The organism is Alcanivorax xiamenensis (genome assembly GCF_009846745.1).
In the GTDB taxonomy this organism is placed as follows: Bacteria; Pseudomonadota; Gammaproteobacteria; order Pseudomonadales; family Alcanivoracaceae; genus Alloalcanivorax; species Alloalcanivorax xiamenensis.
The window spans coordinates 1-23,569 of the sequence record NZ_AQPF01000033.1; the positions used below are offsets into that span (position 1 = coordinate 1).

The 23,569-nt window shown below is 61.5% G+C and carries 24 protein-coding genes; 7 read left to right on the plus strand and 17 right to left on the minus strand.

The window, feature by feature from the left end; translation table 11 throughout:
• Nucleotides 1-141: 141 nt before the first annotated feature.
• From A6D6_RS15945 to A6D6_RS15980, 8 genes are read right to left on the minus strand one after another with little or no spacing between them, the layout of a single operon-like run.
• Nucleotides 142-1,095, minus strand: coding sequence for an MBL fold metallo-hydrolase (locus A6D6_RS15945; RefSeq protein WP_159661265.1), 954 nt, complete (start codon nucleotides 1,093-1,095; stop codon nucleotides 142-144).
• A gap of 49 nt (nucleotides 1,096-1,144) precedes the next feature.
• Nucleotides 1,145-1,945: a 4-hydroxy-2-oxoheptanedioate aldolase gene (hpaI, locus tag A6D6_RS15950; protein WP_159661266.1), complete on the minus strand. Its 801-nt coding sequence runs from the start codon at nucleotides 1,943-1,945 to the stop codon at nucleotides 1,145-1,147.
• A 12-nt stretch (nucleotides 1,946-1,957) separates the two neighbouring features.
• Nucleotides 1,958-2,761 carry a 2-oxo-hept-4-ene-1,7-dioate hydratase gene (hpaH, locus tag A6D6_RS15955; protein WP_159661267.1) on the minus strand — a complete coding sequence of 268 codons (804 nt, stop codon included), beginning with the start codon at nucleotides 2,759-2,761 and terminating at the stop codon, nucleotides 1,958-1,960.
• Nucleotides 2,761-3,150, minus strand: a complete 390-nt coding sequence (locus A6D6_RS15960) for a 5-carboxymethyl-2-hydroxymuconate Delta-isomerase (RefSeq protein WP_133491312.1) — start codon at nucleotides 3,148-3,150, stop codon at nucleotides 2,761-2,763. Before A6D6_RS15960 ends, hpaH begins: the two co-directional genes overlap by 1 nt.
• A 31-nt stretch (nucleotides 3,151-3,181) precedes the next feature.
• The gene (gene hpaD / locus A6D6_RS15965; RefSeq protein WP_159661268.1) at nucleotides 3,182-4,045 is read right to left on the minus strand and encodes a 3,4-dihydroxyphenylacetate 2,3-dioxygenase; all 864 of its coding nucleotides are present in this window, start codon (nucleotides 4,043-4,045) and stop codon (nucleotides 3,182-3,184) included.
• A 54-nt stretch (nucleotides 4,046-4,099) separates the two neighbouring features.
• Complete coding sequence (gene hpaE, locus A6D6_RS15970) at nucleotides 4,100-5,560, minus strand: 5-carboxymethyl-2-hydroxymuconate semialdehyde dehydrogenase (protein ID WP_159661269.1); 1,461 nt, start codon at nucleotides 5,558-5,560, stop codon at nucleotides 4,100-4,102.
• Nucleotides 5,561-5,563: 3 nt separating this feature from the next.
• Entirely contained in the window at nucleotides 5,564-6,334 is a 771-nt protein-coding gene (locus A6D6_RS15975; protein WP_159661270.1) for a fumarylacetoacetate hydrolase family protein, read from the minus strand.
• Nucleotides 6,334-7,107, minus strand: a complete 774-nt coding sequence (locus A6D6_RS15980) for a fumarylacetoacetate hydrolase family protein (protein WP_159661271.1) — start codon at nucleotides 7,105-7,107, stop codon at nucleotides 6,334-6,336. The genes A6D6_RS15975 and A6D6_RS15980 overlap by 1 nt, the downstream gene beginning before the upstream one ends.
• A 120-nt stretch (nucleotides 7,108-7,227) precedes the next feature.
• Here A6D6_RS15980 and hpaA point away from each other — a divergent pair, with 120 nt between their 5' ends.
• Complete coding sequence (gene hpaA, locus A6D6_RS15985) at nucleotides 7,228-8,127, plus strand: 4-hydroxyphenylacetate catabolism regulatory protein HpaA (protein ID WP_159661272.1); 900 nt, start codon at nucleotides 7,228-7,230, stop codon at nucleotides 8,125-8,127.
• A gap of 40 nt (nucleotides 8,128-8,167) precedes the next feature.
• Here hpaA and A6D6_RS15990 read toward each other — a convergent pair whose 3' ends face one another.
• Complete coding sequence (locus A6D6_RS15990) at nucleotides 8,168-10,069, minus strand: FAD-binding monooxygenase (RefSeq protein ID WP_159661273.1); 1,902 nt, start codon at nucleotides 10,067-10,069, stop codon at nucleotides 8,168-8,170.
• Between the two features lie 352 nt (nucleotides 10,070-10,421).
• Between A6D6_RS15990 and A6D6_RS15995 the strand changes: the two genes are divergently transcribed.
• Genes A6D6_RS15995 through A6D6_RS16005 form a run of 3 tightly spaced genes read left to right on the plus strand, consistent with a single transcriptional unit; the run spans nucleotide 10,422 to nucleotide 13,346 of the window.
• Entirely contained in the window at nucleotides 10,422-11,471 is a 1,050-nt protein-coding gene (locus A6D6_RS15995) for a TRAP transporter substrate-binding protein (protein WP_159661274.1), read from the plus strand.
• A 52-nt stretch (nucleotides 11,472-11,523) separates the two neighbouring features.
• Nucleotides 11,524-12,015 (plus strand): TRAP transporter small permease, encoded by a 492-nt coding sequence (locus A6D6_RS16000; RefSeq protein WP_159661275.1) that lies wholly within the window; start codon nucleotides 11,524-11,526, stop codon nucleotides 12,013-12,015.
• Nucleotides 12,012-13,346, plus strand: coding sequence for a TRAP transporter large permease (locus A6D6_RS16005; protein ID WP_133491303.1), 1,335 nt, complete (start codon nucleotides 12,012-12,014; stop codon nucleotides 13,344-13,346). Before A6D6_RS16000 ends, A6D6_RS16005 begins: the two co-directional genes overlap by 4 nt.
• Here A6D6_RS16005 and A6D6_RS16010 read toward each other — a convergent pair.
• On the minus strand, nucleotides 13,324-14,217 hold the full coding sequence (locus A6D6_RS16010) for a sterol desaturase family protein (protein ID WP_133491302.1): 894 nt from the start codon (nucleotides 14,215-14,217) through the stop codon (nucleotides 13,324-13,326). The genes A6D6_RS16005 and A6D6_RS16010 overlap by 23 nt on opposite strands.
• 229 nt (nucleotides 14,218-14,446) lie before the next feature.
• On the opposite strand from A6D6_RS16010, the gene A6D6_RS16015 reads away from it, so the two are divergent.
• Nucleotides 14,447-14,683 carry a hypothetical protein gene (locus tag A6D6_RS16015; RefSeq protein WP_159661276.1) on the plus strand — a complete coding sequence of 79 codons (237 nt, stop codon included), beginning with the start codon at nucleotides 14,447-14,449 and terminating at the stop codon, nucleotides 14,681-14,683.
• On the plus strand, nucleotides 14,680-15,687 hold the full coding sequence (locus A6D6_RS16020) for an AraC family transcriptional regulator (RefSeq protein ID WP_159661277.1): 1,008 nt from the start codon (nucleotides 14,680-14,682) through the stop codon (nucleotides 15,685-15,687). Before A6D6_RS16015 ends, A6D6_RS16020 begins: the two co-directional genes overlap by 4 nt.
• 30 nt (nucleotides 15,688-15,717) lie before the next feature.
• Here A6D6_RS16020 and A6D6_RS16025 read toward each other — a convergent pair whose 3' ends face one another.
• From A6D6_RS16025 to A6D6_RS16035, 3 genes are all read right to left on the minus strand, one after another.
• Nucleotides 15,718-17,676 (minus strand): monovalent cation:proton antiporter family protein, encoded by a 1,959-nt coding sequence (locus tag A6D6_RS16025; protein ID WP_133491299.1) that lies wholly within the window; start codon nucleotides 17,674-17,676, stop codon nucleotides 15,718-15,720.
• A 51-nt stretch (nucleotides 17,677-17,727) separates the two neighbouring features.
• Nucleotides 17,728-18,222, minus strand: coding sequence for a DinB family protein (locus A6D6_RS16030; RefSeq protein ID WP_133491298.1), 495 nt, complete (start codon nucleotides 18,220-18,222; stop codon nucleotides 17,728-17,730).
• A gap of 153 nt (nucleotides 18,223-18,375) precedes the next feature.
• Nucleotides 18,376-19,182, minus strand: coding sequence for an endo alpha-1,4 polygalactosaminidase (locus A6D6_RS16035; RefSeq protein WP_097057796.1), 807 nt, complete (start codon nucleotides 19,180-19,182; stop codon nucleotides 18,376-18,378).
• Nucleotides 19,183-19,251: 69 nt separating this feature from the next.
• Between A6D6_RS16035 and A6D6_RS16040 the strand changes: the two genes are divergently transcribed.
• Nucleotides 19,252-20,196, plus strand: coding sequence for an SMP-30/gluconolactonase/LRE family protein (locus A6D6_RS16040; RefSeq protein ID WP_159661278.1), 945 nt, complete (start codon nucleotides 19,252-19,254; stop codon nucleotides 20,194-20,196).
• Between the two features lie 42 nt (nucleotides 20,197-20,238).
• Here A6D6_RS16040 and A6D6_RS16045 read toward each other — a convergent pair whose 3' ends face one another.
• From A6D6_RS16045 to A6D6_RS16060, 4 genes are all read right to left on the minus strand, one after another.
• On the minus strand, nucleotides 20,239-21,882 hold the full coding sequence (locus A6D6_RS16045; RefSeq protein WP_097057798.1) for an acetolactate synthase large subunit: 1,644 nt from the start codon (nucleotides 21,880-21,882) through the stop codon (nucleotides 20,239-20,241).
• A 198-nt stretch (nucleotides 21,883-22,080) separates the two neighbouring features.
• A complete protein-coding gene (gene mdtI / locus A6D6_RS16050; RefSeq protein ID WP_133491295.1) occupies nucleotides 22,081-22,407 on the minus strand; it encodes a multidrug/spermidine efflux SMR transporter subunit MdtI in 327 nt (108 codons plus the stop codon).
• On the minus strand, nucleotides 22,404-22,754 hold the full coding sequence (locus tag A6D6_RS16055; protein WP_097057800.1) for an SMR family transporter: 351 nt from the start codon (nucleotides 22,752-22,754) through the stop codon (nucleotides 22,404-22,406). Before A6D6_RS16055 ends, mdtI begins: the two co-directional genes overlap by 4 nt.
• A gap of 312 nt (nucleotides 22,755-23,066) precedes the next feature.
• On the minus strand, nucleotides 23,067-23,282 hold the full coding sequence (locus A6D6_RS16060; RefSeq protein WP_097057801.1) for a hypothetical protein: 216 nt from the start codon (nucleotides 23,280-23,282) through the stop codon (nucleotides 23,067-23,069).
• Nucleotides 23,283-23,569 lie beyond the last annotated feature (287 nt).

A 23,569-nucleotide genomic window follows, 5' to 3' on the forward strand; every position in this document is an offset into this window, starting at 1 on the left:
TCCGCCACGGTCGCCACGATGTTGCCCGTGGCGGGATCGGTGACCGCGAACCGCTGCGCGGTGTTTACCCAGTTGCCGTCAATATAAGCGTCTTGCCGAAAGAGCCCGTTCTGTTGAAGAGCGCTTGAAAAAGCGGTGGTGTCAGTCATCGAGTTTGATTTCCATGCCGTCGCGGCCCACCACGATGGGCCCTTGATACTGATCGCCCACCGCCTGGCGCCAGACGTCATCGGTGACCAAAGGATCGTCGGCGGGAACGAAATGGCTCAGCACCAGCTTCTTCACGCCGGCTTCCCTGGCGATACGGCCCACGTTCCCGGCGGTAACGTGGTGAGAGATGATGGCCTTGGCCAGAGTGGAGCCGTTACCGATACGTTTGGCCAGGCGTTCGACAGCTTCCACGTGGACCACTTCGTTGATCAGGACATCGGCGCCCTTGGCGAACTCCGCCAGCGGCGGAAAGTAATTCAGGTCGCCGGAAAGAACGATGGTCTTGCCGCCGGTCTCGAACTTGTAAGCGAAGGCCTGGCCGTCCTTGAACGGCGGGTGCGGCACGCGCAGGGCGGAGACGGTGAGTTGCTTATCCCGATACACCACGCCTTCTCCGATTTCCTTTACGGTGATCAGCTGGCGCGGATCGGGTTTGCCTTCATCGTCGATACGCAGACCGATGTCCACCTGGAACGTCTTCCAGGTATTGTCGGTCATCGCCTGAGTACCGGGCGGGCCGAACACCCGCACCGAATGCTTCAGCCCGCTGGCCCAGCCATTCATCAGCACCGACGGATAATCCAGTACGTGATCGCTGTGCAGATGGGTGATGAACACGCCTTTGAGGCGGGCCAGCGGAATACCGGCCTGAACCAGACGCAGGCTGGCGCCGTAGCCGGCGTCGAGCAGGTAAAGATCATCGCCGATCATGAGCGCGGTGGATTGGGGCAAGCGCTGATCGGAGAGTATGGAAGGGCCGCCCTTGGTGCCAAGCAGGATCAGACGAACCGGCGCCTGATCCGCCGGTGCGGCGGCGACGCCGAAAGGGATCAGAATGGCTATGAAAAGCAGCGTCGCGGCCAGTGGCGAGCGTAAGCGAAGCATGATTTTTCCTCTTGTTGTAATGATGAGCGCGGGAGCGTCAATACATCGGTCAGTACACGGCAGGCGGAGCCGGGTTGTGGTCACTGGCCATGAATCGCCCGGCCAGGTTTTTCAGAGCGCCCATCAGCAGGCTGGTGTCCACGCCCACCGCCACGAACAGACAACCGAGGTCGAGAAAATGGCGCGCCTTTCCGGGATCGGCATAGAGAATACCGGGAGCCTTGCCGGCGGCCAGAATGCGGCCAATGGCATTCTCAATGGTCTCTTGCACTTGCGGGTGAGCGGGGTTGCCGCGATGGTCCAGAGCGGCGCTGAGGTCCGCGGGGCCGATGAAGACGCCGTCGACACCCTCCACCGCGGCGATGGTGTCCAGATTGTCCAGGCCGGCTTTTGACTCTATCTGCACCAGTAAACACATTTCGTCGTTGGCCTTGTCCAGGTAACCGGGCACGCTGTTCCAGCGCGATGCCCGCGCCAAAGCGCTGCCGACCCCGCGCACGCCCTCCGGTGGGTAGCGCATGTCCCGGACCAACTGGCGCGCCTGATCCGCTGTCTCCACCATTGGCACCAGCAGTGTCTGTGCTCCCAGGTCCAGGTACTGCTTGATCAGAGCGGTGTCGCCCACGGGGGGGCGCACCACCGGTTGCGAGCGGTACGGAGCAATGGCCTGCAATTGGGACAGCAGGCTGCGCAGATCATTGGGCGCGTGCTCACCGTCAAGTAACAGCCAGTCAAAACCGGCGTTGGCCGCCAGCTCGGCGCTGTAGGGATGGGCCAACCCCAACCACAGCCCGATTTGCGGTACGCCTTGCAGCAGGGCCCGTTTGAATGTGTTCACCGGCATGTCCATGAGATTTCTCCGTTAAACAAAACGGCAGGCGATGGCGCCGAGATCACCGTAGTCCACATGAAAGGTGTCGCCGGGGCGCACCGCCACCGGTCGGGTGAAGGAGCCGCCGAGAATCAATTGGCCGGGCTCCAGGCCGACACCGTAGGGTGCCAGCTTGTTGGCGAGCCAGGCCACGCCCTTGGCCGGGTGGTTGAGTACGGCGGCGGAGACACCGGATTCCTCGATCACGCCATTGCGATACAGCACCGCCGACACCTGTCTCAGATCCACGTCCATGGGCCGAATGGCACGGCCACCCATGACCACGCCGGCGTTGGCGGCGTTGTCGGATATGGTGTCGAAGACCTTGCGGGTGGCGCCGCTTTGCGCGTCCACTTGCTGGATACGGGCGTCGATGATTTCCAGTGCCGGAATCACATATTCGGTGGCATCGTAGACATCGAACAGGGTGCAGTCCGGGCCTGACAGCGGTTTGCCAAGCATGAAGGCCAGCTCCACTTCCAGGCGCGGTACGATGAAACGGTTGCAGGGAATATCGGTTCCCTCGTCAAACAGCATGTCATCCAGAAGGGCACCGTAGTCCGGTTCGTTGATGTTGGAGGATACCTGCATGGCACGGGAAGTCAGGCCGATCTTGTGGCCGATCAGCTTACGGCCGTCGGCGATTTTTTTATCCACCCAGGCCCGTTGAATGGCATAAGCGTCTTCGATGGTGATGTCCGGTTGTTCCAGTGACAGCTGCCGGATCTGGGTGCGCCGTTGTTCGGCGTCGTCGAGCCGCAGGGCGGCCTGGCGAATCAAAGCCTTGTCGAGCATCAGCTCTCCCCTTTGAGAAAGGCGTGGATGTTGTTGTGTTTGAAATTCAGATCCGGGTTCAACTCGGTCATCTCGAAGGACACCGCCAGTAATCGCTTTTCCTGCAACGGCGTGAAGTGGGCCTTGATGACTTCGAACAGCGCTTCCGCCACCCGCCGGCGTGTCGCCAGGTCGCGGCCGCTGCCGACCTTGAGGGTCATGTGCACGAACGCGTAGTCGTGCTGGCCGTCGGCGATGCGCCAGGTGTCATGACGGATGGCGCGGCTGCGAATGCCACCCAGTGGAAACACACCACTGTTACCGAGAACCTCGTGGATGTTCGCGAACAGACCGTCGAAATCCGCTTCGGATTCCAGATTGCCGCTGTATTCAGCAATGAAATGAGGCATGAGCCATACTCCGTTTGAGTACGTCGCGCGGTTACCAGGGCAGTGGGAACACCGCATTGATCTGGCCGGTGCCGGAACTGCCGAACGGTTCGGTAAGAATCTCCACCGGCTTGTCGTATTCGGCGCCGCCCAGCAGGCCCAGCAACATGGCGGTGTCATGCATGCCGCCTTCGCCATAGCAGTGCTCGGCATAGTCCGGCAGCATGGAGCAGAACTCCCTGAAGCGGCCCTGGCGCCACAGGTCCACCACCCTCATGTCCACCTGGCGATCGAACTCGCGGGTCCATTTGTGCAGGTTGTTCTCCGCTTCACGATCGTCGGAAAAACGGTGGGAAAGCGATCCCGAAGCCAGTACCAGAACTTTGTGATCGCTGGCCTCGATGGCGCGGCGTACGGCGGCGCCGAAGGTGAAACTGTCCTCCAACCGGTGCCAGGCGTTCCAGGCGGCGATGGAAATGACACTGAGATGCTGCTCCCCGGGTACGTCCATGTGCATGTAGCGCATGGGCACCAGGGTGCCGTACTCCAGTTCCAGACTGGGGATGTTGTGAGCCAGGGTACGCACGCCGGCGGCGTTGGCCTCGGCGGCTATGTTTTCTCCCAGCGCGGGGTTACCGCGATAACGGTAGCGCATGTCCTTGATGAAGTGCGGCAGCTCGTTGCTGGTGTAGATGCCTTCAAACCGTTCACCGCAGTTGATGTGAAAGCCGCTGTTGACCAGCCAGTGCACGTCGAACACCACGGCGGTATCGGCGCCGAGCTCACGGGCACGGCGGCCGATTTCCTTGTGGCCGTCGATGGCCGCCTGCCGGCAGCCCTGATGTTTGCCCGGCAACTCCGACAGGTACATGGAGGGCACGTGGGTGATTTTAGCGGCGAGAACGACTTCGCCCATGATTTTTCTCCTTATCCGAGATTGGCGCTCCGCCCTTGAATCTTAAGCTGGCGTTCACACGCCCCAGCGGGGAATGTGGTGACTGCCCATGGAAAGGCAGACGTTCTTGACTTCGGTGAAGGCCTCGAAGCTGTATTCACCGCCTTCACGGCCGGTACCGGATTGTTTGATGCCGCCGAACGGTTGACGCAGATCGCGCACGTTCTGGCTGTTGATGAACACCATGCCGGCCTCGATGCCGCGGGCCACCCGGTGAGCCTTGCCGACGTCCCGGGTCCAGACATAGGAGGCCAGGCCGTACTCCACGTCGTTGGCCAGTCGCAGCGCTTCGCGTTCGTCCTTGAATTTACCCAGACACACCACCGGGCCAAAGATTTCTTCCTGGCAGATGCGCATGCGATTATCCACGTCGGCGAAGACCGTGGGCTGAATGAACTGTCCGTTGGCCACCCGTTCGGGCAGCCCGGCGGGACGCTCCAGGCCACCGGCCACCAGGTTGGCGCCTTCCTCGATACCCAGACGAATATAGCCGGTGACCTTCTCGTAATGCTGACGGGTGATCATCGAGCCTATCTGGGTTTCCGGATCGGCGGGGTCGCCCACTTTCAGGCGTTTGGCGCGCTCGGCAAAGGTCTCCACGAACTCGTCGTAAACACTTTCCTGAATGAAAATACGGCTGCCGGCGGTGCAGCGTTCGCCGTTCAGAGAAAAAATGGTGAACAACGCCGCGTCCAGGGCCCGATCCAGATCCGCGTCCTCGAATACCAGTACCGGTGACTTCCCGCCCAGCTCCATGGAGTATTTCTTCATGCCGCCGTTGCGCATGATATTGCGGCCGGTGGTGGTGCCGCCGGTGAACGACACCGCGCGCACGTCCGGGTGGCGTACCAGGGCATCGCCGGCGCTGGCACCGTAACCCTGGATCACATTGAACACGCCGTCGGGCAGGCCGGCTTCCTTGGCCAGACGGCCCAATTCGTTGGCGGTGAGTGGTGACAGTTCCGACATCTTGAGCACGGCGGTGTTGCCCAGTGCCAGGCAGGGAGCGGTCTTCCAGGTGGCGGTCATGAACGGCACATTCCAGGGCGATACCAGTGCGCAGACCCCGACCGGCTGGTACAGGGTGTAATTGAGCATCTGGTCGTCCACCGGATAGCTGTGCCCGTTCATGCGCGTGCACACCTCGGCGAAAAAGTTGAAGTTATGCGACGCGCGTGGAATCAGCACGTTTTTGGTCTGGTGAATCGGCAGGCCGGTATCCAGAGTCTCCAATTCCGCCAGTTTCGGTACGTTCTCATCGATCAACTCCCCGAGCCGGCGCATCAACCGTGCCCGTTCCTTCGCGGGTGTGGCGGCCCAGCCCGGAAAAGCGGCCTTGGCGGCGGTCACCGCCTGATGGATTTCCTTTTCGGTACCGCTGGCCACCTGGCCGATCACTTCGCCGGTGGCGGGGTTGATGTTGTCGAAGGTCTCGTCGCTGGCCACCTGCTGGCCATTAATCCAATGCTTGATCACGGGTTACTCCTCGGTATTCCTGAAAAAGTCGCTCTCGCTGACCATGTGGTTGCGCAGCCTGCCGATCCCTTCTATCTCCACGTCCACCACATCACCGGGCTGGACGTCGGCCATGCCCTTGGGGGTGCCGGTGGCGATCATGTCGCCGGGAGACAGGGTCATGAAGCCGGACAGATACTCGATCAGGAAAGCGACATCGAAAATCATGTCGGCGGTGGTACCTTCCTGGCGCAGCTCACCGTTGATGTAGGTGCGCAGGCGCAGGTCATTGGGGTCGGGCACATCGTCACGGTCGACGATCCACGGGCCCACCGGGGTGGTGCTGTCGCGATTTTTCACCCGCAAATTGGGGCGGTAGTAGTTTTCCAGGTAATCGCGAATGGCGTAGTCGTTGCACAGGGTGTAACCGGCCACGTGGTCGAGGGCGTCGGCGCGCGCCACGTTGCGGGCGGTCTTGCCGATTACCGCCACCAGCTCGCATTCGTAATGCATGTACTCGACATTGTTCGGGCGCCAGCTGCGGCCGTTATGGCCGGTGTAGGCATTGGGCGCCTTGACGAACACCAGCGGTTCCTTGGGCGCCGCCGCGAAGGACAGTTCAGTGGCGTGGTCGGCGTAGTTCAGCCCGAGGGCGAACATGGTGCCGGTGGCGGGAGGCAGCCAGATGACCTGGTCCGGATCCAGTGCGGTGCCGTCCGCCAACAGTGGGTAACCGTCGTCATTCACGGCGACCGTCAGCGTGTCGCCCTGGTACTGAATACGTGCTTTTCTCATTATTTTGCCTCCCCGCCATAGTCGGTGACGATAGTATTGCTGAGCGTACCGATGCCCTCGATGGTGATGTCCACCTGATCCCCTTCGCGGACATCCACCCGGCCCGGCGGCGTTCCGGTGATCAGCACGTCGCCTTCGTTCAAGGTCATGAATTCGCTCAACTCGGCGATCAGGTGGGGAATGGGCCGAATCAGATCGGCGGTACTGCCGCGCTGCTTTTCGATCCCGTTAACCGTCAGGATCAGCGCCAGGTCATGGGGGTTGGCGATATCGTCGCGGTCTACCCACCAGGGGCCTAATGCGCAGAAACCGTCCCGGCATTTTGCTTTGATCGCCGGCCGGTAATAGCTGTCTTCCGGCAGACTGAACTCATTGACCACGGTATAGCCGCGGACATGGTCGAGGGCGTCCTGCTCGCTGACGCGACTGGCGCGGTGGCCAATCACCACGCCCAGGGCAGGGCCTGGCTGCAGTCGCTCGCCCCGGGGTAGTACCACGGCGCCCTGGTGAGCGTTGCGCGTATTCGGGGTCTTGATGAACAACACGGGTTTCTCCGGCGGCTTCTCATAGGGCGACGCCTGAAACTCCGGCAGTCGGGCTTCCAGCAAACCCCGATAGTTCAACGCCACACCGAACAGGGCGCCGTCGCTGACCGGCAGCCAGCGCACCGCGGCGGCGTCCAGCGTCGCGCCGTCGTCGCCGATGAGGCGGCCGTCCGGATCGGCGGTGGCCGTCCGGACGAGCCCTTGATATTCCACGTTAGCGTGCCGCATGAAGGCTCCTTGTTTTGTTAATAGGTTAATGTTTACATTAATATATTAATGAAATCAAGAAGACGTTGCCGAGCCCGTCAAAGCGGTGAATGATGCCGGTATCAGGCAGTGGGCAGGACGATGACAACAACCGATCCCATACCCAACATCAACATCGGTCAGGTGTACGACAAACGTTACGCCGATGCCGAGGTTCACTACGACGCGCTCGGCCCCATGGCGGACTTTTTCGGACGCAACATGCCGGCGCACCGCCATGTCCGTTTCTTCCAACTGCATTACGTCAAGTCCGGCGTGGTACGGGTGTACCTGGATGAGCATCAGTACCATCAGCCGGCGCCCATGTTCTTCCTCACGCCACCCACGGTGACCCACGCCTTCGTCACCGAAACGGGCGCCGACGGCCATGTGCTCACCGTGCAGCAACAGTTGGTATGGTCGCTGCTGGAAGAGAGCGGTGATTTGGGCGACTTCAGTGACATCGCGCCGCTGTGCGTGGCGGCCTCCCAACTGCCGGCATCGCAGGAACCGGCGATGGCGGGACTCGACCGTCTGCTGGATGAGCTGCGTGGTGAAATCCACCGGCCGCGGCCGGGACAGCCCCAGGCGGTGCGGGCCCTGGCGCAATTGATCTTCATTCAGCTGTTTCGGTTGGCGCGTAACCGCGTGACACCACAGCCGGTACGTCATGAGGATCTCTCCCTGTTTCAGCATTTCCAGATGCTGATCGAGGATCATTACCCGCATCACTGGACTCTGACCCGTTACGCCGACGAACTGGGCGTCACCGAGAATCGGCTCAACCAGATTTGCCGGCGTATCGCCGGCAAATCCAGCAAGCGCTTGGTGTTCGACCGGCTGATACAGGAGGCGCGTCGGTTGCTGATTTTCACCACCGCGTCGATCAACGAGATCGGTTACCAGCTGGGTTTTAACGATCCCGCCTATTTTTCACGCTTTTTTACCCGCGAAGCCGGCATGACACCGGGCCGGTATCGCGCGGACAAGCGCACGCCCTGAGAGCAACGCGTCGTTGATCATCGGGCGGGCGCTGGTGATCTCACTGACCTTGACGCACCATGGCCCCATTGAAGAAGGCGGCCAGCTCATCGGTGGCGTCCAGGGCGGTCACCAGGGAAACATACTGATCCGGTCGCACCACCACGACGGCGCCTTTCGGGTCGATACCCCGTGTCTCGAAGATGTTGTATTCCGGGTCGATGGCATAAACCTTTTCGTAATCCGTCAATTGAAACGGACCGATCTTCGGTGTGAACAGCGCCGGGATCATCGGGCCGAATTCCACCTCGCCATGGGGGCGTCGATAGATCACCTTGATATCGAAGAGACTGTCGGGATCGGTTCCTTCCGGAGTGTATTTCAACACCGGCGAACCGGCGCTGTTCCGCATCCAATTGGCCCAGGCGGTCAGCCGGGAATCCTCAGCCGGGGCGGATTGGTCGGCGAAAGCATAGATCCGCCAGCGGCCATCGGCGGTGGCATGGTGTCCCAGGTGAACGTCATTGCCATCACACACCCGCATGACCCGGGCGGACTTGAACCGTTTGCCGACCGGGAAGCCGCTGGCCAGATGCTGGTGCTGTCCACCACCGGTGATCATGGACGGTTGATATTCGGTCATGAAGCCCGCCGGGAATTCGGCGGTCTTGACGTAGAATTCCTTCAGCTCTTGCGGGTCGCTGAATTCCTCCGCCGGTCTGGCCATCAGGCTGGACCATTCGCGATCGAAATCAATCAGGTTCTGCGCCACCACCTGGCGCTCGCTGGAATAGGTTTCCAGCAGGGTCTCCGGGGCAATACCGGAAAGCACGTGCGCCAGTTTCCAGGCGATGTTCCAGCCATCCTGCATGGATACGTTCATGCCCTGGCCGGCCTTGGCACTGTGCGTGTGGCAGGCGTCGCCGGTTATGAAAACACGTGGTGCCCGGGTGCCGGTCTCCCCGGGAGGCACGTCATCGAATTTGTCGGTGACCCGGTGACCCACTTCGTAGACGGTGTACCAGGCGCAGTCCTTAATCTCCAGGGTGTACGGGTGGAGGATCTGGTTGGCCTTGGCGATGGTGGTTTCCAGCGTGGTCTGGCGTATCCGGCGGTTGTCATCGCCGGCCACTTCGCCGAGGTCGACGTACATGCGAAACAAGTGACCGCCTTCCCGGGGAATGTGCAGAATGCTGCCCCCGGAGGACGACTGGATCGCGCACTTGGTGCGGATGTCCGGAAAATCTGTGGTGGCGAGGACATCCATGACGCCCCAGGCGTGATTGGCGACCTTGCCGATGTGCTTGCGACCAATGGCTTCACGCACACGGCTGTGCGCGCCGTCGCAACCGATTACGTATTTGGCCTTGACCGTGCGCTCCATGCCTTCCTGGTCACCGCAAACGTGGCGCAATGTCACCGTCACCGGGTACTCCTCGCCATGATCGATCCGTAGATCCTGGAACTCCAATCCATAGTCCGGTGTCAGGCGGGCGGGGGCGTTGCGGGCGAACTCGGCGAAATAGTCCAGTACCCGCGCCTGATTGACGACGAGGTGGGGGAACTCGCTGATTTCGCCGCTGGCGTCGTCGAGGGCCACCGAGGAGCGGGTGATGTGGGAAGGGTTGGCCGGGTCCGGTGTCCAGAAAGCCATCTCGGTAATTCGATAGGCTTCGGCGGTGATGCGTTCGGCGAAACCGAACGCCTGGAAGGTTTCGACACTGCGCGTCTGGATGCCATCGGCCTGGCCCAGCCGCAGGCGGCCGGGGCGGCGTTCGACGATACGGGTGGTGATGTTCGGAAACTTCGCCAACTGGGCGGCGGCGATCATGCCCGCCGGTCCGCTACCGACGATCAGTACGTCGACCTGGTTCGGCGGAGTGTCGGGACGGTCGATACCGGTGCCGGATGCGTCCTCGATTCTCGGATCGTCGGATACATAGCCGTGATGGTGAAACTGCACTGTTGATTCTCCTGTTGTCGGGCCAGTCGGAACTGCCTGAACGGGGATCCGGCGGGCCGCGATTGTTGTTATCGGCGTATGACGTTCCGCATCTTGGCCGAGGGGAGAAAACGAGCCCAGGTGATTTACGCGGGAAAAATTGCACTTTTCGTGGGGTGTTCGTCGGGGGCGGTACTGAGAGTAACAAAAGAAAGGCGCCGGCGGTTTTTCCCAATCCTCCGTTGACCTGATCGGGGCGAGGTGTTAGAAATTCATTAATACATTAATGGAATCCGGAGGGCCGGCGAACGGAATCGATGGCGCGAACGGATTTCGATGAATAACAATCAGGGTATCAACCCGAGAGGTGTGTATGAATTCCAAAACAATCATGGCCCTGCTGGCGATCGTATGGCTGTCCGTGAGTGCCCAGACCCAGGCGGCGGAACAAAAAGAAAAAGTCACTTTACGTATCATGCATTTTCTTCCCGCGGTGGCGAACGCCCAGAAAAACGTATTGGAACCCTGGTGCGCGGATCTGGCTGAGCAGTCCGGCAACCGAATCGAATGTCAGATTTATCCGTCCATGCAATTGGGGGGCACCCCGGCGCAACTGGCCGACATGGCGCGCAACGGCGTGGTGGATATTGTCTGGACCGGTCTTGGTTATGCCGCCGGCCGTTTCCCGCGCAGCGAGGCGCTGGAGCTGCCGTTCGTCATGCCTCCCGGCGGTGTTGACGGCAGTGAAGTGGCCTGGGAGTTCTACCAGCGCTACGCCAAGGATGATTTCCGTGATTACCACGTATTGGCGATTCAGAGCGACGGCGGTGGTACTTTGCACACCGCGCGCCGTAAAGTGGCTTCCCTGGCCGACATGAAAGGACTGCGGGTGCGGGCATCCACCCGGCTGGCTTCCGAGATGCTGACTTCCCTGGGCGCCACCCCGGTGAGTATGCCGCCGGCGCAGATCGCCGACACCCTGGCCAAGGGCGTTATCGACGGGGCCCTGGCGGTGTGGGAAGTGGTGCCGCCCACCAAGCTGGATGAGACCACGCATTACCACATGCGGACCGCGCCGGATCAGGCCACGCCCACGGTGACCACGCTGGCGGTGCTGATGAATAAAAAGCGCTATCAGAATCTGCCCGACGATCTGCGCGCGATCATTGATCGGTTTAGCGGAGAGGCGCTGTCCCGCCGGTTCGGGGAAGCCTGGGACGTGACCATCGATCAGGTGGTGGAGCAATTGTCCGCTGATCCGGACCACGAGATCGTGACGCTGGACGATGATACTTATCAGTCCATGCGTGAAGCCTCGCAGAGGGTCACGGACGAGTGGGTGGCCTCCGACAAGGGCGGTATTGATCGCCAGGCGCTGTATCAGGGCCTGCGGGACATCGTGCGCGAGCACGCTGGCCGCTAGCGTGCCACCCGTCAGTTCCGCCCTTCAACTCTGATAAAGACCGAGGTTTCCCATGGTTGAAACGGTATTGCGCCGTCTCAGCACTGCCGTCGCCGTGCTTGGCGGTGCCGTGGTGCTGGCGGTGATTGCCATGTCGCTGGTCTCCTTGCTGGGGCGCAAGTTGTGGTCCGCGCCAATTCCCGGTGACATCGAAATTCTGGAAATGGCCATTGCCGTGGCGGTGGCCTCGTTCATGCCGCTGTGCGAGCTGCGCGATAACCACATTCGTGTGGATCTGATCGGCGGGCTGTTGCCGGCGTGGGTGAACCGCGTGTTGTTGTTGAGCAGTCATCTGTTGCTGGCGCTGGTGGCGGCGTTGCTGATCTGGCGCACCGGGCTGCTGACACTGGACAGTCATGAGTATGGCTCCACCTCCACCATGTTGGCGGTGCCGTTGTGGATTCCGCAAATGTTGATGTTGCCTGGGCTGGCGCTGTTGTGCGCCTGCGCCTTGTATCAGGCGGCGCGGTCGCTGACCGGTAAATCGCTGCAGGTGCCGTCATGAGCGGTATGGAAATCGGCCTGTGGGTGCTCGGCGGCGTATTGCTGATTCTGGCGCTGCGTGTGCACGTGGGCGTCGGCATGCTGCTGGGCGGCGTGGCCTGCTATCTGATCGTCAATCATGGTGACACCACGGCGCTGCTGTTCACCATCAACAATCTGGTTTACGCCCGCTTTTCCAATTACGACCTGGCGGTGATCCCGTTATTTGTGTTGATGGGGCAATTCGCCATTCACGGTGGTCTGTCGCGCGCGCTGTTCAAAGCGGCGGCGGCCTTTATCGGTCATTGGCGCGGTGGTCTGGCGATGTCCTCCGCCGGTGCCTGCGCCGGTTTCGGTGCTATTTGCGGTTCGTCCCTGGCCACCGCCGCCACCATGAGTCAGGTGGCATTGCCAGAGTTGGAGAAGCACAACTATCCGTCGAAACTGGCCGCCGGCACGGTGGCGGCGGCGGGCACCCTGGGGATTCTGATCCCGCCGTCGGTGCCGTTGATCATCTATGCCGTGCTCACCGAGGAGTCCATCGCCAAGCTGTTCATGGCGGCGGTGATTCCTGGTCTGGTGGCGATGTTCGGTTACCTGGTGGTGATCCGCCTGGTGGCGGTACGGACCATGGCGTCGGTGCCGCGGGTGGACAAGGCCGGCTGGACGCAGCGGTGGCGGGCGTTGCTGGAGGTCTCTCCGGTGCTGTTGATTTTCGTCGTGGTGATCTTCGGCATCTACGGTGGATGGGCCAATCTCACCGAGGCGGCGTCCATCGGCGCCGCCGCCTGCGGCCTGTTCGCGGTGGTGCGCGGGGGCTTGCGCTGGAACGGGCTGTATCAAAGTCTGATCGGCACCGCCGAGGCTACCGCCATGATCTACCTGGTGGTGGTCGGCGCCGACCTGCTTAACAGTGGCCTGGCGCTCAGCCAGATGCCGGCGGAACTGGCGGCCTGGGTCGCCGACAGTGGATTGGCGCCGTTCGTGGTGCTGTGTTCGATCCTGGCCCTCTACCTGCTGCTGGGCTGCGTGATGGACTCCCTGTCCATGATCCTGCTCACCGTGCCGATCTTTTACCCGATCGTGGTCAACCTGGAATTCTTTGATCTGACCTATACCGAGAAATCGATCTGGTTCGGCATCCTGGCCCTGATGGTGGTGGAGATCGGTCTGATCACGCCGCCCATGGGGATGAACCTGTTCATCGTGCAGAAGTACAGCGTCAAAACCTCTTTGGGAACGGTGAGTCGCGGTATCGTGCCGTTCCTGTGCGCGGACGTCATACGCATCGCCATCCTGGTAGTGTTTCCGGCCCTGTCGCTGCTGTTGCTCAATCTGCCGGGGAGCGGCTGAATCCGCCCCGCGCTTCCTGCTCCGGGCGCTGCCATTCCGGTGGCGCCCAGAAATGCTTCAGACGCTGTCCTAATGGCCCGGGCCGCAGCGCATCGCGAAACATGTCGCGGGCCTCGTGCACCGTCAACGTGACCGGATTGAAACTGTCCACCGGACGGGTAATGCCGTACTCCACCGGCACCGCTTCCCGCTCTTCCACGAAGGTACCGAACAGCCGGTCATAAAGGATCAGGATGCCGCCGTAGTTGCGGTCGATGTATTCGGGATTGCGGCCATGGTGGGCGCGGTGGTGGCTGGGCGTGTTGAACACGAACTCGACTGGGCGCGGCAGTTTGCCAACCCATTGGGTATGAATGAAATACTGATAGGCCAGATTCACGGTGAGCATGAAGAATACCCACACCGGCTCGAAGCCGAGAAACGCCAGCGGAATGTAAAAAATCCAGTTGCCGGCCAGACTGTACAGGGCGCTTTGCCGCATGGCGGTGGAGAAGTTCATGTAGCGGCTGGAATGGTGCGCCACATGAGCCGACCAGAACCAGCGGATGCGATGGCTGGCACGGTGAAACCAGTAATAAAAGAACTCCAGAAGCACGAACAGCAGCGCTCCGGTGAGCGGGGTCATGGTGACGGTGAACAGCCGGTGCTGGTAGGCCCAGTTGAACAGTAGCGCCACCAGGGTCACGGTGACCAGCGTATCGAACACCATGTACAGCGCCCCCAGGCCCATGCTGGCGACAGTGTCGCGCAGCAGGAAGCGGCCGCGACCACGAAAACGGATCCACTCAGCCAGGAGCACCGCGATGAATACCGGCACCATGGCCGGTAATACCAGGGTGCGCCAGTCCAGTTGTTGTAGTGTCTCGAACATGAGGACCTCGTGAAAATCCGGTCGCGTCCACGGCCAGGGTCGCCGGCGGAACGATCCGGAAAGATGGACGGACCTCGACATTGTTCCCTGGCGGCGCAAAAAGCGCTTGACGCCACCGGACTCTTTTTTGACAAATGACGACAGAGGGAGAAAACACCGCCGGTGAGAGAAGGGGCATGGGGTATATGAGCGCCAGCTGCTGGTTGTACCGGCGACCTGGTTTGAGCAAATGCGCCAGCAACTGCCGCGCGGCGGTGATTCGGCGGGGCCGTCGCGGTTCGCCTGCGAACAGGTCAAGGACGCCTTGAGGCGACGCGTGGTGGGCGGTGCCGTGACGGGGCCCACGGTGGATCTGGCGATGCAGGACCTGAGTCTTTCGCGCTGCTTTCTGGAGCAATGGTGGTGGGCCACGGTACATTGGCGTGTCCTGGGTAATGATCTCGAAGCACAGGCATCGACAGCATGAGCGATGAAACAACCGTGATGGCCTCCACTGACAATTACGTGGCCGCCGCCTACGCGCGGTTGCTGTACGATTATCTGGAAAGCCAGGGGGTAGAGGCTGAAGCTCTTCTGGGGGCACCGACGGTGCTGGCCGAGGATGGTCTGGAGAAAGTACCGTTGGCGTTCTGGCGGCGTTGCCTGGAGATTGCCAGCGAGCACCTGAACCAGCCGGCCCTGGGGTTGGCGGTGGCGCGCACTATCACCGCGCGGCATTTCGACGTGCTCGGCTATGTGGTGTCCCACTGCGGCACCCTGGGTGAAGCCCTGGCGCGGCTGGAGCGCTATCACCGCTTGGTGTATGACGTGAATCCGGCCCGCGTGGCCATCCTGGGCGATAGTCTGGAAGTGCGCTGGGGAGTGGAGCGTGGCCGCCCTGGCGCGCTGGTGGATGAAACCGGCGTGGCGGCGGTGGTGCAATTCATTCGCAATTTGTCGGGTCGGGAACTGCCGGTGGAGGCGGTGCATTTCGTCAATCCCCCGCCGGCGGAACTGGCGCCCTATCAGGCGTTTTTCGGCGCCGAGGTACGTTTCGATTGCGCGCGGACGGTGTTGCGGATACCGCTGAGTTATCTGGCGCTGCCCCTGGGGGCCCCGGACCCGGGTCTGGTGGATATCCTGGATCGGCAGGCGCAGGCGTTGCTGGACCGTCAGCCGCGCGCCGGGTCGCCCTACGACGCGGACCTGGTGCGTTTGATGCGCGAAGGGCGGCCGACACTGGACGCCCTGGCGGAACACCATCATGTCAGCGCGCGTACCATGCAGCGCCGTTTGGCGGAACAAGGCGAGGCGTTCCAGCCCTTGTTGCAACGAGTGCGTTATCAGATGGCCCGGGAGTACCTGGCGGACGGTCGTCTGGAACTGACGGAAGTGGCGGCGCTGCTCGGCTACTCTGAACACAGCGCCTTTACCCGGGCCTTTCGTCAATGGAGCGGTGTCGGCCCCAAGCGCTGGCGCCGTGAGCACTAGCCTGGATACTCCCCACTGGCTCGTTTGCCCTCAGCCGCCCAACAGTCTCTCCTCGGTGGCTTCCACCGCTTCCAGGGGGCCATAAAGGATAAGAATGTCACCGGCCATCAGCGTCTGATCCGCGTCCGGATGATGGATGGTCTGCTCTTGTCGGCGCAGGGCCTGCACTTCCACCTTGCGGGCGGGCAGATCCAGATCGCCCAGGGCCTTGCCGATACAGGCCGCCTGCCCGTCGAGGGTGACCGCGTGCAGAAGCCGATAGGGATTGCCGGCGCTGTCACTGGTGGGCAGCGACTCGCCATGATAGTAACCGCGCAGCAGCTTGTAGCGTTCGCGGCGACTCTGACGCAGCATGGCCAGCACTTTGCCGAACGGCGTATCCAGCATCATCAGGGCATGGGCCACCAGCATCAGTGACGCTTCCAGCACTTCCGGCACCACTTCGGCGGCGCCGGCCTGGAGTAACTCGTCCAGATGGGTGTCGTCACGGGTGCGTACCAGAACGCGCAAGTCCGGACATAATTGCTGGGCGGTGTGCAGAATACGTTCCGCCTGGCGGGCATCGTCGAAGGTCACCACCAACAGGCTGGCGCGGTGAATACCGGCTCGTTCCAGGATCTCCTTGCGGGTGGCGTCGCCAAAAATGATGCGCTCACCGGCCTGGCTGGCTTCCTGAATTCGTACCAGGTCGGTGTCGATGGCCACCGCCTGATGATGGAACCGGTTCAGATAACGCATCAGGTTCTGACCGACGCGGCCATAACCGCACAGCAATACATGCCCGCTGGTGTGCTCGTCCACCGCCGGCGTATCCGGTTCCTGTTCCCAGCGGCGAAGCAGCAGGCGGGTGAGGGAGTGGCTGTGTTCCAACAGTGCCGGGGTGGCGGCCATGGTCAGCACGGTAATGGAAACCAGCACGCCGGCCTGTTCACTGTTCATTAAGCCGTGCGAGACCGCCAGGGTTACCAGCACGAAACCGAACTCTCCCCCCTGGGCCAGCATGATGCCGCCGCGCAGGGCGGTTTCCTTGCGTTCTCCGAGTACCTTCAACAGTGCCGACACCAGCGCTGACTTGAATACCATCAGCGCGACGGCGCCGAGCAGGATCCAGTGCCAGTGTTTGGCGAACAACTGGGGCGATACCAGCATGCCCACGCCCATGAAAAACAGGCCGAGCAGCAAATCCCGGAACGGACGGATGTCGGCTTCGATCTGATGTCGGAAATGGCTTTCGCCAAGCATCATGCCGGCGAGAAAAGCACCCAGCGCCATGGACAGGCCAAGGGCGTGCGTGACCCAGGCGGCCAGCAGCGCCAGCAGCAGGGCCGTCATCACGAACACCTCATCGGAGCGGGCGCGGCCGGTTTCTTCCAGGGCGCGGGGCATTACCCACTTGCCGATCACATAGATGCCGAAGAACAGTAGCAGGGCCTTGCCCAGTGTGGTCCCGGCGGTAATGAGCGGGTCACCGATTTCCGGATGCGCCAGTACCGGCAACAGCACCAGCATGATCACCGCCGCCAGATCCTGGAACAGCAGAATGCCGGTGCTGGCACGGCCATAGCCGGTGTTGACCGCGCCCCGGGCGATCAGATCGCGGATCACGATGGCGGTGGAGGACAGTGCGAAGGCGCCGCCCGCGATCAGAGCGATGGCCAGCGGAAAATCCAGCAACCACATGATCAACGATACCGGCAGGCCGGTCAGCAGCACTTGCAGCGGCCCGGCGCCGAACACCACGCGACGCAGAGCGAGCAGACGGGGGATGGAGAATTCCAGTCCCAGGGAAAATAACAGAAAGACAATGCCGAACTCGGCCAGATGCTGCATGCCGGAGGTGTCGTCGACCCAGCCGAGGCCCCCCGGACCCGCTAGGACACCGGCGCCCAGGTAGGCCAGGATCGGGGGCAGATGCAGCCGCCGGAACAGTACCACCGCGAACACCGCGGTAGCGAGTAGAATTACGACAAGAGTCAGGGCATCGGGCATGGCAGGTCCTATGGGTACCACCGCTTGAGGATCAGAGTAGCGCGGTTGGTGTCATGGAGAGGGCATGAAGATCAAATCCGTGACACCGACGTCATGGCCCAGTTGGCTATAGGCGGTGGTGAGCTGGCCGCGATGGTGGGTCTGGTGATTGAAAAAATGCGTCAGACACAGCCGCAAAGGGTAGCTGCGTAATTGGCCGGTGGAAGCCGAGACATAGCTTAGGTCATCGTCCAGACGGGTTCTCTTAAGCTCGGCGATATAGTCGAGGATGATCTGATCGGTGCTTTCCCGTTCCCGTCGTAATTGATCAAAATCCTCATACAGCTCCTGGTCCAGCCCCAGGATAGGGAAGGGGCGGTCCAGGAACCGACCCAGCCACAGCCGGTCGGCGAGCAGAAGATGGTTGAGCGTGCCGTGGATGGAGTGAAAGAACAGGCCCCGGTCCGCTTTGCGTTGAGTGTCGTCCAGTTCGGCGCAAAGTTGGTAGTGTTGCCGATTCTGCCACCGGTTATAGAGTGCCAGTGTCGAGTAGTGCGATAACCACATCACAACCTCCCGGGTTTGGGCCGTTCAGGCTGGCATGTTGGCAGGTAATCCGGGGCTTGCCAAATTTCGTGGGCTGTGAGCTGGCGTGGCACGGCGATCAGAAAAGAGACACCCCGGGGGGTGTCTTCAAAGTCTACGTGAGGGCTCATGAGGTCACGGATTACAACTTAATCGGAAGCTGCCATCCAGTAGTTCCGGCAGTGTAAGTGTGCGGAATCCGAGCCCCTGAGTGTACAGGCACAGTTGGTCGCGACCGACCGGATCGTTGGCGTACAAATAGTCGATGTGCAGTACGGGTTTACCGGCCTGAGTGAATGGTGTCAGTAACTCGCATTCGTCCCATTCATGACAGGATTCGTTGATGGCGAAATCGAAATGCGCCACCAGATCCTGGATCTGGCCCAGGTCATTCTTTAGTGAGACCGCCAATCCCCGTTGGTGGGCTTCACCGGCAAGCCAGATATTGTAGTCAAGCTGATTCTGGTAGGTCAGCGGCAGGCCAGTGTGGTTGGAATAGCCGTCCACGTTATCCGGGTCGACACCGTCGCAGCCTTTTTCCACCGCCAGATCGAGTCGGTCGGCCATGATCTCACGGACATTCTGTGAGCGGATATCGAGCCAGCGTTCGCCGGGCCAGTTGCCCAGCCGTCGGCCTTTGTCACCGGGCAGGAAACGCCCGGCGTCGTCCCGCCAGTTTTCGAAAGTGCCGGCGGAAAAGTAGCAGATCATTTTAGCGCCCTGGGCATGCAGGCCGCCAATCACGCTTTGTTCGGTGTCAAACAGGTCGAGCACGTAGAGCTCCACGTCGTAGTGGGTGTCCGGTGTGCCCTGGAGCTGTACCTGCCAGTTTACGTCCATGGCGGGCTGGTACCAGCCGCCGTTGGCAAGAGCCGGCTGGACGAGCGCGGCGGTGCCCAGCAATGTCGACAGAAGCTCGGGAAGAGACAGGAAAGTAGACATGATGGTGTCCATGTGCCGGGATTTAAACAAGCATACAATGCGGATCGAATCAATCGTTAGAGGTTTTCGATGAGCGATCATGCGACCGGGATAAAGGGGCGTGGCCACCGGGACACAGGGTGTCTCTGGTCAGGTGTTGCCGTCGCGCTGCTGTGGCTGTGCGCGCCTGTCGGAGCGATGGAGCCGGCGTCGAGGGACTGGGTGGCGGAGGGCACTTTCCCGCGCGGTATTGAAGGGCCGGCGGTGGCGCCGGACGGCCGTTTGCTGGTGGTCAACTACCAGCGGCCGGGGACCCTGGGGGTGATAAGCGGACAGTTCCAGGCCGGCCTGTTGCTGGTGTTGCCGAGGGGCAGCGTGGCCAGTGGTTTGCGGTTTGGCCCCGATGGTTTCCTTTATGCCGCCGATCATCGCGGCCACAATCTGTTGCGCATCGACCTGGATAACGGCAGCGTCAGCGTCTGGGTTCACGAGCCACGCATGCATCAACCCAATGATCTGACCATCGCCGCCGATGGGGGCATCTACGCCAGCGATCCGGACTGGAACAATGGCACGGGCCGGGTTTGGTATGTGAGCCCCGCCGGTCAGGCGCGTGTCGCCGCCGATCATCTGGGCACCACCAATGGCCTGACGTTGAGCCCGGACGGCCGGTGGCTCTATGTGGCCGAGACGGTGCAGCGTCGTATCCGTGTCTTCGAGGTTGGGGACGGTGGCGCGCTGGATGGTGGTCGCGTGCTGGTGGAATTTCCACGGCACAAGCTCGATGGGCTGCGCGCGGATGTGGATGGCAATCTGTATGTGGCGCGGTATGGCGCAGGCGAGATCGCGGTGGTGGCGCCGTCTGGAGAGGTGCGGCGGACAGTAAGGCTCAAAGGAGCGTACCCGACTAACCTGACCTTCGGCGGCGAGGACGGGCGGAGGATGTTCGTGACCGTGGATAAGAGGGGACTGGTGGAATCATTCCGGGTCCCGCGTCCCGGAGCCGACTGGGTGCGGCTGCAAGACTTGCGGTAGGGGAGTACACCGTTCCCGCCAGGCGGGAACGGTGTCAGCGGCTCAGACCTTGCTGCTCAGCTCGCGGATTTCCTGATTGAGAATGCGGTCGTTCATGGAGTAATCCACCGGCAGGTCGATGACGTGAACACCGCCGGCCTCGAAGCAGCTCTCCACCAGGGGAACCAGTTGATCGCTGCTTTCCACCCGGTGCCCTTCGGCGCCATAGGCCTTGGCGTAGGCGACGAAATCCGGATTGCGGAAATCCAGACCGAAGTCGTGGAAGTCCATCTGGCTCTGTTTCCACTTGATCATGCCGTAGCCGTCGTCGCGCAGAATCAGTACCACCAGATCCAGCCCCATGCGCACCGCGGTTTCCAACTCCTGGGAGTTCATCATGAAGCCGCCGTCACCGCAGACCGACAGGACCCGCCGGTTGGGATGAACCATCTTGGCCGCCATCGCCGAGGGCAGGCCGGCGCCCATGCTGGCCAGGGCGTTGTCCAGCAGGACCGTGTTGGGATGGGTTGCCGGGTAGTTGCGGGCGAACCAGATTTTGTACATGCCGTTGTCCAGGGCGATGACACCGTCGTCGGGCATCACCTTGCGCACCTCGTGCACCAGCCGCTGGGGCAACATCGGGAAACGATCGTCGCGGGCTCCTTCGTTGATGTGCTTCTGCAGCGCATCGCGCACCCGGTGAAAATCGGCGAAGCTCCAGTGCTCCTGCGGGTCGAGACGCTCCTTGAGCTGCCACAGGCTGTTGGCGATGTCGCCGACCACTTCGATCTGAGGGAAGTAGACCGGATCCACCTGGGCGGAGTTGAAGTTGATGTGCACCACTTCCGGTCCGCCGGGACGCATGAAGAACGGCGGCTTTTCCACCACGTCATGGCCGATGTTGATGATCAGGTCGGCGGCGCTGATGGCGCGATGCACGAAATCGCCATCGGACAGCGCGGTATTGCCGAGGAAGTGCGGGCCGGTTTCGTCCACCACGCCTTTGCCCATCTGCGTGGTGACCACGGGAATGCCCAACTTGTCGATGAACTGCCGCAGCATCTTGCTGGTCAGTTTGCGGTTGCCGCCGGCACCCACCAGGATCAGCGGTTTGCGCGCGTTCTGGATCGCTTCCACGGCGCGGCAGATGGCCTTGTCCTCGGCGATGGGCCGGCGCGTCAGACTCGGCTCCAATACCGGCATGGTGGAATGTTCGCGGGCGATGTCTTCCGGTAATTCCAGGTGGGTGGCGCCGGGACGTTCCTCCTGGGATAGACGGAACGCCTCACGGATGCGGGCGGGAATGGTATCGCCGCTGACCACCTGCTTGGTGAACTTGGTCAGCGGACGCATCATGTCGACCACGTCGATGATCTGGAACTGACCTTGTTTGCTGGACTTGATCGGCTTCTGGCCGGTGATCATCACCATCGGCATGGCGCCGAGCTGGGCGTAGGCGGCGGCGGTAACCAGGTTGGTGGCGCCGGGCCCCAGGGTGGACAGACAGACGCCGGCCTTACCGGTGAGGCGGCCGTAGGTGGCGGCCATGAAACCGGCGGCTTGCTCGTGACGGGTAATGACCAGGTTGATTTTCTTGGACCCCCGCAGGGACTCCAACAAATCCAGATTCTCTTCCCCGGGGATGGCGAACAGATATTCGACGCCTTCGGCTTCCAGGGCACGGACAAAGAGATCCGACGCTTTCATGAACAGGGGCTCCCTAACGCAGCAACTCTCGATATGCGGCAACATATGCAGCAACTCTTACATGAACAGCAGTGCGGCAATATGTAAAAAGACGGCGCGACCTTCCGGTCAGCGCCGTCACTCACTATAACGCCTTGGGCGCGCGGTTGCGCGTGGATTGGCTGATGGATGTCATCGGATTATCCAATCAGCGCCGGTTTAACCAAATTTGAGCAATGCCAGACCAGTCAGCAATACGACGATCCCCAATACGCCCAGGCCGCCGAGGCGCTGGCCGAACAGCACCGCGCCGGCGGTGACCGTGGCGAGAATGCCGAAGCCGCCCCACAGGGCATAGGCCACCGCCAGATCCAGGTGGCGCACGGATTGCGCCAGGGCGGTGAAGGCGGCCAGCACACAGACAATGGACAACAAGGCCGGCACGCGGCGGCGGAAACCCCGCGAGTACTTGAGCATGACGTTGGCGACCACATCCAGCACCACGGCCAGGAGCAACCAGCACAGCGCGATCAGAGTCGGGCTCATGATGCCTCCCCCTGCTCATCGGCCGAATCGCGGGTGCCAACCTTGAGCAGGGCGATGCCGCTCAACAACAGCAGCATGCCGAGCCATTGCCAGAGGGACAAGGACTCGGCGAACAGGGTCAGCCCCACCAGGGCGATCAGCAGTAGCCCAAGGGCTTCCCAGAGGGCGTAGGCCACGCCCAGGGGAATATGTTCCACCGCCCGCGCCAGGCAGTAGTAGGACAGGGTGATCAGAACATACATGGCCAGGTGACCGGTGATCGGCGCTTCGCCGCTGGCCAGTTTCATTACGCTGGTCCCCATCACCTCGGTGACGATGGCGGCCAGCAGGAACAACCACGGATTCATGGTCGGGTCTCCATGATGGAACAGCCCGGATCGGTTCCGGGAAATTGGAAAAGAGGTATCAGGGAAGGGCCGTCAAAGCCGCCCGGGCAGGGGCGATCGGCCGTCAGTCGTGAGGAGACCTACAGATAGTGGCGCCAGCACAACTCACTGTGGATGGCGTGGTTGAGCGGCGGAAGCCGCAAAGCAAACAGGGGAGACATGGTGAAGGGATTATAAGTCGCGGAATAAAAAACCGCCAGACAGCGCCAGGACGGCGGGAAGCACCCCGCGGAGAAAGGAACCGGACAGGCCGCTTGGGACGGCCTGGCGGAGTCAGTGCCAGGTGCCGCCCAGATTCTCGCAGCGTTCGAGGAATTCCTCGGCGGTCAGTTCCTCGGTTTCGTCTTCCAGGTGGGAAGCCACCTGTTCCTTGAGTTGGGCCACCACGGTGCTCATCACCGTCAGAGCTTCTTCCACCTGCTCAATGGTATCGAGCAATTCGCGGGCTTCCTGTTTATCATGGCCGTCGTAATCTTCGTGGTCGCTCATTCACGCCTCCGGGAAGGGTTGTGCTTATGGTGCCAAAGCATGGTCACGGAGACAATGCGGGAACGGCCTGGTGTGGCGTCATCGGGGAGAGACGGTTGGCTCGACCTGGATCGGGCAAAAGTGTGATGAATGTCACTTTTTTCAGTTAAATCAACATGTTGAGGGTGCCGCTATGAGCCAGAGAGTCACATTGGTCTGGCTGATGCCAGGGGGATCGTTCCAGAGACGATCGGCACGCTATCCTCTGAAATGCCGGTTGCCAGGAGGCGGTTGAATCCTTTAAGACA